This window comes from Haloarcula nitratireducens (assembly GCF_019599505.1).
In genome coordinates, this window is the sequence record NZ_RKLT01000019.1 from 53,222 (window position 1) to 63,392 (window position 10,171).

A 10,171-nucleotide genomic window follows, 5' to 3' on the forward strand; every position below is an offset into this window, starting at 1 on the left:
AGGTATCCCAACAGCATGAGTTAGATTAGGCACCCAAGCCACCCTAATATCCTGACTCAGCTCAGATATACAAGCTACCTAAGTAGCCTAAGGTAGATTAGGTGCCAAATTAGGGTCAACCACCTGATTTACCTGAGTTGCCTAACTTGCCTAAGCTACCCAAGCTACCTACGGCTCGAGAACTACATTGGTGAAAACAGTGGTGTGCTGTGGTAGCTATCAAGCTAACCAACACAGAGTGGCCAGGAGCGTGCACAACGCCTGTTGATCCGGATATTGTTGGTTAGCACAGGAATAACGCTGATCGAGCAAAGCGAGCACTAGAGACACTGCAAGATATCAATCCCGACGACGAGCAGGTGGAGACAGTCCATGCGGACGCGGTCGTCGCGGTCGAAACGCTGGTGACGAGTCTCAACGACGACCAGACTTCTAAAGACAAGAGAGACATCAAAGCCCCTGATAGATGGGATGAACCACCCCGGTCTACTCCGCCTGAAAACTACTGTATCTGCGGAAGAGCGTCTCTTGTACTGTTTTCCTGAAACTCAGTTTTGAAGAGGGTACTCGAAAGATCGAATTTCATATCGCACACGGGGTGTGGGGAGGTATCTTTGGCTCTATTGTTGCGAACCGCCTCAGGGTCAAGCCCCGAGGCACTCGCCTTGTTTCTTCTGTAGACCATTCTCAGCCTCAGAATATACTGGTCGGTATTTATGTATCTTCAAACAACATGTGTAAATGGGTATATTGGGATGGACAATATAAGCATTCGGAATAAGAAAACAACTGTATCAGATGACGATATTGCAGTGACGCGTACTCTCACTTACGAAGATAGCTGGATCATGGGGACTGTAACAATCGAGTCAAGCCACCAAAATCAAGTATTAGTTCACGTCGTTGAAGAATTTCCAGATAATGTAGAATTTGAGACGGGTGGTTTCAGACACAAAGATAAGCCGGCGATGGGTGAGATATCCTCGCAGCAGGCGTCAATCTCACAGATCGTTGACGATGAGCCGGCTACGGTTCATTACGGGATCAAGCTAGCTGAACACATAGAGGAGATAACGTTCAATGATCCCAACCTACAGGAGGTGCAGCCTGCTGCCTTCACACGGTCAGGTACCGCTTGTGACAATAGTGACAACATACCGGGAACCGAATCCGAAGAGTCTACGTTGTCAGAATCATCTCCTGCGCAGTTTTCAATGGATACGGCAGTCGACTCTGAATCCTCATCGACAGACACCTTAGGGTGGGACAGGACAGATGCATCTTCAGCTGCTATTAAGGAAGCGATCAGACAAGCCAATGACAACGACGAGAGTGAACAGACTGCAGGTAAACAGAAAGGCGATCAAGAAGTAACGAATCAGACTGAGGCACCTGCCAACGTCAAACCGATCGAGCTCACTGATCCTCGGTCATCGACTCAGGACGACGAGACATGTTCAGATTCTACCACACCTGAAGACAACTTAGATCCTCGACGAAGTGTTGACGCTCGACTCGACTGGCTCAGCGCTCGTGTCGATGAGTTTGCTGCCTATGCGACTGCCTTAGAGGACCTCATAGACAAACACGGACCCGCTCCAGAGTTCATCGACCGAATAGAAGATGACCTTACCACTCTCGAAGCTGGTCTCCAGTCAGTCCAAACAGAGATTGAGACAGTACAAGAGACACAGAATGTAGCCGTCGAAGACCTCCATCAAAAAACGGATGACCTAGACCAGCGGCTAGATGAGGCCCGTGGTAGGTTTGACAGGGAACTCGATAATGTCAGAGACGACCTCGATAAGAAAGTCGAGCGTATTGATACCACCGTAGCGAAGCAGGGTGATACACTCAAGGCTGAAATTGAGACACTTGATGGCCGAGTCTCCCGGATTGATGACGATGTCCAAGATATTCGTGAAACCACTCGTAGCCTTGAAGATGACCTATCTGAGATGAGTAATAATATCGCTTCCATGCGTGCAGAACTATCTGATCTTCGGACAAACATCCAGGAACTCACTGAATTCAAAGATTCGCTAGCCAATGTTTTCGAGACTCCAGCTACCGACTCGGCACACACCGACGACAGGTGAACGACGGAGTTTCCTCTGTGGGAGTCTCAGCCAGTCTATGATTCCCCGGAGGCAACATTCCTGCCACAGTGGACAACCCTTTTCAGCCGCCGGTAGTTGACAAGATACCAGCCTGCTCACACGCTGCGTCCCAAGACTCAAAGTGAGAATAGTAGGTTTGGACGGAATACTTGCCTCGTTCACGGATGTCCTTAGTCCGAGGCTTGGCATCGATTGCTTCTGCTACTCGTCGGAGTTCAGCAAGCAATTCAAGATCGGAAATACGTGTGGGTACTTCGTTTGGCGAAACCCCTATTTCCTTGATGGCTTCTGACCACGATCCGAAGTACTTGAAGTAATTATTATCTGAGTAGCGTCCATATTTCCGCAAATCAGTTATCGATGGAGCCTCGTCTAATTCGACAGCAAGTCGATTAACTTCAGCTAATAATTGACCGCGAAAGAAGAGTTCGTACTCATTCGACTCTAACAACATCTGTATCTTCGTTTGAGATTCTTGGTCAAGTTGTGAGAGCGTATCATATCGCTCCCGATCACGAGCTTCTGGATCGAACCCAGCTACACGGAGTGCCTCTTCCCATGACCCAAATTGTTCGCGATACTGCTCAGGGTCGAACTTCCCCTTTCCCACCATAAGCGCTTTTGTCGGCGTTCGGCCGGTTTCAGCCTGTAGTCGTTTGAGTTCCGCAATTAGTTCTTCACGTACCGTCATTTATAGCTGAACTAGTCTTGGAAAGCATAAATGTGACCCCTATATTATCAATTTTGATTTTTCGCTTATATCAATATATTTAGACAACCATCAATTGGTCTTTCATCGATCGACTGTAGCGGTGGGATTCGGAGCAGTATGCCGAGTAGGGAGGGAATTACTTTTATGATGGCATACTATCAGTTTTATCTAAGGGTTATGGGGATTCCATCACAATGTCCCGAATGTGGGTCACTCGGCGTGAAAATATTCAAAGTACCGCCAGAGGAACAGGAGCATGAGGAGTGGTCAACTCGAGCTGAGTGTGACAACTGCGAAGAGTATGAAGAATGGTTTGATACAGACCGGTGACATCCTCCTCGCCGTAAACGGCGGGATTCTCTCCTCGCAGACCGATAGGCCGAGTGCCGCAGAGTTGTTTAAAACAGACTCAATTTCGTAATTTCGTAAAAGTCACCGAAGCTGAGATAGTGGTGAAAGACGAGAAAGGTACCATGTTGCGGCAACTCCTCCAATCGCGCTCACGACAAATGCGACGCTAAACCCAGCTACTAACACCTGCTCTGAGAGAGAGACAACGTCTTCAAAGCCACTTAATGCGGCAGCAATTTGATTTACCCCCCAGATGCTAGGAACAGCAAGTCCAATACCTACTACGCCGCCAAGTATTCCAACGGTAAGGGTATTCGCGAGTAGTATCACAGCTAAGGATCGTTGTGAGGTCCCAATGGCGGTAAGTGCACCAAACGTCTCACGATGGCGGGCAACGAATGAGAGTTGCAGATTCGTCAATAAGAGTATACCAGCGACGACGGCCATTATAACAAGACTCAGTCCGCTTGCGAGAACAACGGATTGGTTTTGAAGCGTCGCCTGTAACTGCTCACGATTCGTTCGGACGGTATACCCTGGATAGACCTTCCGCAGCTCTGCTGCCGTCGACTCAGGGTCTGCATTAGTTGCAACCTTCGCTGAAATCATCGTCGCCCGATCACTGGCTGTCGTGCCAGTGATCTCCTGAATCTCACTGGGGGGCATTACAACTGTGGGGGCGCCGACGAACTGCGAATAGGTGCCCGAAATACCCACAACAGTGAATCTGTTATTACTAGCCGTTGCCAGTGTCCCACCGAGATAAACTGTATCGCCGACAGAGAGATTGTATTGCTTGGCAGTTCGCTGGTCGATGACTACTTCATGTTGCATCGGTCCATCGTAACTGCCATCGGCGTAATGGGCATCGCCCCCCTCAACGCCACCACCAGCAACGTAGTTTACGTTCGGCCCTCGTGTCTGGGCGCCGACGCCGATAACCGTCTCGAAGTCCTCGTTGTTTGTGCTAATATAGAGCGTCTGAAAGATGAGGACATGTGCTGTTCTAATGTCCTCACGCGCTCTTAATTCTGCCTCAAGTGAATGAGCATCAATGAGCGAATTTTCGAACCCACCGACAGTGCCCGGTCGGAGTTCAACGGGGCCGCCAGTCACCCAAATATCTCGACCTGCCTGGGTGAATTTCTCCTCGCCCGTATTCATGACACCGAGACCGACGCTTACGAGGAGAACTGATGCCAGTACCGCCATTGCGACACCTAATACCGCAAGTATTGTTCGGGTTCGTTCGTGGCGTAGCTGTGCACCAGCCACACCGAGTAGCGCACGGACGCGAGCAAGGTTGCTCATCCCGACAGCACCTCCAATGCATCGGTTCGCCAGCTCAGAATCACTGGGTAGATCGCACCGAGAAGACCAATAATAGCCGCGACACCGATCGCATACAGACCTAACAGAGGATCGAAAACTGCGACGACAGCGACATCGTAGGTCACAGCGCCAATCGCATTGACACCGACGATGCCCAGGAAGCCAAGGCCGATACCGACAACACCACCTAGAAGGGCGATAAGCACGGTTTCAGTCCCAACCAATAGCGATCGTGAGCGAGCGGTAAAGCCGATTGCCGCCAGTGTCCCCAGTTGTTCGCGATCGCCGCTGACATCCAGTCCAATCAATGTCGTCAGAAAGAGAACGCCAATAACGATTGTGGAGATGAGCGCAGCACTCGCGATAGCCAAAGGCAGATTTGATGTCGAAACCTGTTGTGCCGACAGCCCCTGTCGTGTTACAACCGTCGTCTTCGGATAGCGCTGCTCAATAAGCGAGCGAACGGAAGGATCGTTCGTACTCACGAGAAGTTGATCTGCAGCATCACCATTGGTGGCCCCAGTCACGGCTTGCAGTTCACTGAGATGAACGACCATCATTGGCACAGTTCCACCAGCCGTCTCTGCGCCGCCAGTAGTGACATTGACAACGCTGAACGACTGGTTCGTACTTCCACCAGCGAGAACGAGTTTGTCCCCGGTTGATGCGTTAGTGAGCGTCGCTGCCGCGTCGTTAACTACTGCTTCACCAGTCCAAGGGCCGTCATATGTACCATTCGCATAGTGGGGATCACCTGCGATAAGATCATCTGTTGGAAACCCAAGGATACTCGTCCCTGGTTTCGGGATGACCCCAACAGTAAGGATATACGTCCGCTCACCGGTGGTAACATCTCGAACCGGCACTAACTCCAGTAACACTGGGGTCGCATAGTCAATTCGTTGGTCGTCAGCGAGTGCTGCACTCGTGGAATGAACATCGCCGAGCTGGAGTCCACCAGTTGAGACCGCTAATGACTCGACACTTGCTTGTTCCGGGACGACCCAGTAATCGACACCCTCACTCTCAACGACGGATTGTGAACTCAGTCCCAGAGCGACACCGGAAACAGTGACCATTAATCCGATCGCGACGGCAACCCCAAGAACACTCAACAACACGCGTTGAGGCGCACTTCGAAGCCGACCAATAACGCGATACCCTGCGAGCCCGAGTAGTGACTGTCGTCGCCCCACAGTTACTGACTCCTGTCGATTTCCCCGTCTCGAAGGCGAATAATGCGATCACAGACATCGAGCGCTTGTTGGTCGTGAGAGGCCAAGACAACAGCCTGTTCGTCGGCGATATCGACCAGTAAATCGAGGACGCGCTCACCAGTCGACGTGTCCAGTTCCCCCGTTGGCTCATCGGCGATAACTAATGAGGGGTTCGTCGTGAGTGCCCGGGCAATGGCTACTCGCTGTTGCTCCCCACCGGAGAGTTGTCCGGGTTTGTGTGTCTGTCGCTCATCGAGACCAACGGCAGTCAAGAGCTCCGCAGCACGTTCACGTCGAGTGCGCTTGCCGTAACCGAGTTCTACGAGTGGGAGTGCAACGTTCGCACGGGCCGAGAGAGCGTCGAGCAAGTGAAATCGCTGGAAGATAATGCCGACATGCTCAAGTCGCAAAGCAGCCCGCTCTCGAGCTGAAAGCGATGTAATGTTCTGTCCCGCTAGCGTAATCGTCCCCGAGGTTGGAACGTCAAGTCCGGCAAGCAAATGAAGAAGCGTAGATTTACCGCTGCCGCTTGGGCCAGCAATACCAACCACCTCACCGGGATGGATGGTCGCTGAGACGCCATTGAGTGCACGCACTGTTGGTGCTGCTGTCCGAGAGAAAAATCCGCCTCCACCTCGCGTATATTCCCGAATGACGGACTCCCCTTCGACGACAGGAGTATCTCGTGTTACTGTCTCAGTTGGCTGGCCCAGCTGTTCCATTCGTCAGCAAATCTCTGTACGGCTCGGTGATAATGGTTGTGTCATGTCTACTGGAGAACTATATCAATTAGCGGGCACTGTCTAGTTAGGCCAATTTGAGAAGCGAGCAATTCGTAGATCTAGTGCTTCGCTCGACCTAGAACTGCTCACAGAGTCGTTGGAAACGGCGAATTATCAATGTTGGCAGCGGACGGCGACGCCCATCAGGGCGTTCGCCGTCCGACTCCACGCTACGGGACTTCGCTTAGAGAGATAGAAGCAATTCTTCGGCTACTCGGCATAGAACGGTCGTTTCAGACAGTTTTTCAGTGGATACATCGGCTAGCTGACAGCGTGTCGGACCCGCCGAAGGCGACGCCGAGGCGGGTCGCGGTCGACGAGACCGCTGTCAAAATCCATGGTAAGTGGTCTTGGTTGTACGCTGCAATAGACCTCGACACGAAGGTAATTCTTGATATCACGTTATTCAAGCATCACGGGACCGATCCGGCGGCTGCATTTCTGCACGGCGTGTGCGAGAAACACGGCTGTTCAGACACGGTGTTTCTCGCTGACTCCTTCGGTTATCGGACTGCCTTTTCTCGATTAGGTGTGAACGGTCGAGTCGACTATACAGACCGAAAGCTCATCGAAAAGTGGTTTCACACGTTCAAAATGAGGGTTGACCGCTTCCACAACTCATGGGTGGGCAGTCGGCTGAGCGTCCGCCGGTAGCTTGCAGTGTTTATCCATTACTATAATTTTTAGCGACCGCATCAATCGCTCGACGGAAAAACACCAACTCAGGAGACTAACTAGACAGTGCCCGTTATCTGTAAGATTTACTTATGCAGATTGGCGACGCGGCAACGTCGAATTACTGTCCTAAGGCGTCAGTCATATCCGTACGACTACACATTTGTGTCGTCCCTCTTCTGTCGCTGATTGCACCCCACGAGGGCGTCAGCGGTCGTCATTCTCAGAAGTCCTTACACACCTGACCCACCCGTGAACACGTTCCAGTATGCCCCAGCTCGTGGTGGGCCACGAACCCTCACTTCACGATTGACGCCCGTACCAGCCTTTTTTCACACTCGTCTGATCGTATCGCTCAGAATCGGAACCCACGTGCTGCGTTTTACTACGTTGACGGCGGTATTCGAGCCATTCGAGCCGATCCAAATATATGGTCAATACGTATGGATACATTGAAAACGCACCTCTTGTCTCGAATTATCGAGTTTTGAATATAAATTGGCGTTGTCAGAGAGCAAAATATCGATATATTGCCCCAATTTCTCTTTAAACATCTTTAGACATTCCGATTATGTGTGGATATCTAATCGATCCTCCTCTAGTATGAGTAGGTACTTCATTATGCGAGTATTTTCAGGTAGGACAATAATCCTTAACGGCGAATACACCCTCTATACACGTACTCTGTTCGTCTCAGAGACTTCGGTGCTTTAGATATCGGCGACGAGCGGTTTCAGACAGGTTCCACTCGCGATCTCTTTCTGAACGGCTGTAAGACGGTAGGCTTGTATCGTTTGTCGTGGTTTGAGTATCCTATATCGGATTTCACCGATCAAGCGATCAGATAATCGGACACGACTCGGAGCTCAGGAATATGATGGGAGTACATCTGTTATTTTTGGCCCACCTTATTCTGTAGCCTGGACAAGAGGGGACGGAACCTCCTCAATTTGGGCAGATATATGGCTTCATGATAATCTGATTATTACTAGTAATCTATTTCTTCACGACGGAGGCAATGGCTTACGATAGACGGGTAGATTTATGAGCAAGAGAAAAGACAAGTAGTTTGATAAAACTCGTCTCCATTACGCACTAAGGAAAACTTATACGGCCATTCAATCGTACTGAGAGGAATATTCCTCGGTATCCACCGAGCAACGGGATACGGAATCTCCGAAACGCAGACCCGCAGGGCGGACAGTCGATGTACGATTAGGACTCATTTCACTAACGCGTCGATATACGACTGATCCAACGCCAGTCACCTATGCACCGGCTCTGTAATTAGATACAGCAAACATGCAACAGCGAAGTTTTATATAGTCTCGCTGGAAATGTTGGTAGTAGAACATGAGCGACAGTTTAGTGAACCCAGTAGAACTGCCAGTTCGACACAATCGTCCAGAAGGCATTGTTCTCCTGGGGCCGCTCATGGAACGGATACTCCGATTTACTTAGCAGAACGAAAAACCGGGAAGACAACCTAAAATCGTAAGATCGGAGGAACAGAAAGAGTGCGCCGAATATCCAGAATGTAAAAACTTACGACAAAAATGGGAACAACTACAAAAAAAGCGAATCAAGAGGGTTCGAAATCGAGTGCAATAGACAGACCGGCTGACGAGCCAGCAGGGCCGGTCATTGCAGGTATCCCCGCATATAATGAAGAAGTCGCCATCGGGAGCGTCGTCCACGGTGTAAGCGAGTTCGTAGACGAAGTCGTGGTCGTCGACGATGGCAGTGACGACGACACCAGCAAGATGGCCCGTCGTGCGGGTGCGACAGTCCTCCAACACGAGTGTAACGCTGGAAAAGGATCTGCGATGCGTACCTTGCTTTCGTACGCAAAGTCGGCGCGATACGACGCGCTCGTGGTACTTGATGGGGATGGGCAGCACCTCCCGGCAGATATTCCGAACGTCGTGGAACCGGTACTGGCAGGGGACGCCGACGTTGTTATCGGGAGTCGGTATTCAGACGACCAGACGCACGACGAGACACCGCTGTATCGACGGTTCGGACAAACCATATTAGACGCACTTACGTTCGTCTCGGTAGGTGCCGGTGTAAGTGACTCGCAGAGCGGTTTCCGAGCCTTCTCGCCGACGGCAGTCGAGTCACTGGCCCTGTCTACCAACGGATACGGTGTGGAGACAGAGATGCTGAGTGAGGCCACAAAAAACGATCTACGGATTCAGGAGCGCCCCATCGACGTTCGGTACAAAGACGTCGATGGACAGACCTACAACTCTATTCACCACGGGATTGCCGTAGTGGCGCTGATACTCCAATTGGTTCGAGATAAGCACCCAGTTTTATTCTTTGGTGTTCCAGGTATTATTCTTACAACTGTAGGGACGATATACGGAATTCACGCTATTCTCATCTATCAACAGAGCGGGGTGTTCTATGCGGCGAAAGTGCTTACTGCAGGCTTCGTCACGATTCCTGGGATATTGGGTATCTTTTGTGGGTTGGTCCTGAGCAGCGTTCAACGGATGATCACACAAATCAACACGACAGGATGAAGAGAGCAGATATCGATGTCTTTCCGAAGACACGACCCGTACTATCGACATCTCCTCAGACCGCTCGAGACTTCGGTACACCTAGGCGGGAGACAACGACGTAACGATACTGTGACGACGTGTATGACATCCTCCACGCCGTAAACGGCGGCGGTTTCCTCCGTGGGAATCTCGGCTATGCCGATTCACCGGAAGCAACATTCCCGCTGTGGTGGGCGGTACTCGGGTCTGTGCGCTGTTCTTTGGGACTTTCATGAGGGTGTGATATCCCCGACCAGTCGTGGTCGTCCCACTCGAACCGCACGGGCCGTGCCATCGGCCTGGCTGCGTTCTCTGTCTGCCGCTTCAGGAACGTTTCTGACGCTGTAAGGTCGGCGTGGCCCTCGAACCCACACGGACAGGCGAGCGTGTCCTGATGCCGTGTCGTCCGGTCTGTCGAACCGCACTGCGG

Annotated in this window: 6 protein-coding genes and 2 pseudogenes; 3 read left to right on the forward strand and 5 right to left on the reverse strand. The window is 51.3% G+C overall.

What is annotated here, in order from left to right; all coding sequences use genetic code 11:
• Nucleotides 1-848 precede the first annotated feature (848 nt).
• A complete protein-coding gene (locus tag EGH23_RS21390) occupies nt 849-2,099 on the forward strand; it encodes a hypothetical protein (RefSeq protein ID WP_220582024.1) in 1,251 nt (416 codons plus the stop codon).
• 82 nt (nt 2,100-2,181) lie between these two features.
• Here EGH23_RS21390 and EGH23_RS21395 read toward each other — a convergent pair whose 3' ends face one another.
• The 4 genes from EGH23_RS21395 to EGH23_RS21410 form a co-directional block, all read right to left on the reverse strand.
• Complete coding sequence (locus EGH23_RS21395; protein WP_220582025.1) at nt 2,182-2,811, reverse strand: homing endonuclease associated repeat-containing protein; 630 nt, start codon at nt 2,809-2,811, stop codon at nt 2,182-2,184.
• A 453-nt stretch (nt 2,812-3,264) separates the two neighbouring features.
• On the reverse strand, nt 3,265-4,494 hold the full coding sequence (locus EGH23_RS21400; protein WP_220582026.1) for an ABC transporter permease: 1,230 nt from the start codon (nt 4,492-4,494) through the stop codon (nt 3,265-3,267).
• Complete coding sequence (locus tag EGH23_RS21405; protein ID WP_220582027.1) at nt 4,491-5,594, reverse strand: ABC transporter permease; 1,104 nt, start codon at nt 5,592-5,594, stop codon at nt 4,491-4,493. The genes EGH23_RS21400 and EGH23_RS21405 overlap by 4 nt, the downstream gene beginning before the upstream one ends.
• Nucleotides 5,595-5,713: 119 nt before the next feature.
• On the reverse strand, nt 5,714-6,454 hold the full coding sequence (locus tag EGH23_RS21410) for an ABC transporter ATP-binding protein (protein WP_220582028.1): 741 nt from the start codon (nt 6,452-6,454) through the stop codon (nt 5,714-5,716).
• Nucleotides 6,455-6,563: 109 nt separating this feature from the next.
• Between EGH23_RS21410 and EGH23_RS21415 the strand changes: the two are divergent.
• Together EGH23_RS21415 and EGH23_RS21420 are read left to right on the forward strand one after the other, a co-directional pair.
• Nucleotides 6,564-7,201: pseudogene (locus EGH23_RS21415) on the forward strand (IS6 family transposase).
• Nucleotides 7,202-8,745: 1,544 nt separating this feature from the next.
• Nucleotides 8,746-9,720, forward strand: a complete 975-nt coding sequence (locus EGH23_RS21420) for a glycosyltransferase family 2 protein (protein ID WP_220582029.1) — start codon at nt 8,746-8,748, stop codon at nt 9,718-9,720.
• A gap of 175 nt (nt 9,721-9,895) precedes the next feature.
• Here the strand turns inward: EGH23_RS21420 and EGH23_RS21425 are convergent.
• A pseudogene (locus EGH23_RS21425) lies at nt 9,896-10,171 on the reverse strand (zinc ribbon domain-containing protein); the annotation flags it as partial.

What these genes read in the sequence shown, in the direction of transcription:
- EGH23_RS21395 (WP_220582025.1), bottom strand. Translation starts at nt 2,811, where the DNA reads ATGACGGTACGTGAAGAACTAATTGCGGAACTCAAACGACTACAGGCT.
- EGH23_RS21420 (WP_220582029.1), top strand. Translation starts at nt 8,746, where the DNA reads ATGGGAACAACTACAAAAAAAGCGAATCAAGAGGGTTCGAAATCGAGT.
- EGH23_RS21410 (WP_220582028.1), bottom strand. Translation starts at nt 6,454, where the DNA reads ATGGAACAGCTGGGCCAGCCAACTGAGACAGTAACACGAGATACTCCT.
- EGH23_RS21390 (WP_220582024.1), top strand. Translation starts at nt 849, where the DNA reads ATGGGGACTGTAACAATCGAGTCAAGCCACCAAAATCAAGTATTAGTT.
- EGH23_RS21405 (WP_220582027.1), bottom strand. Translation starts at nt 5,594, where the DNA reads ATGGTCACTGTTTCCGGTGTCGCTCTGGGACTGAGTTCACAATCCGTC.
- EGH23_RS21400 (WP_220582026.1), bottom strand. Translation starts at nt 4,494, where the DNA reads ATGAGCAACCTTGCTCGCGTCCGTGCGCTACTCGGTGTGGCTGGTGCA.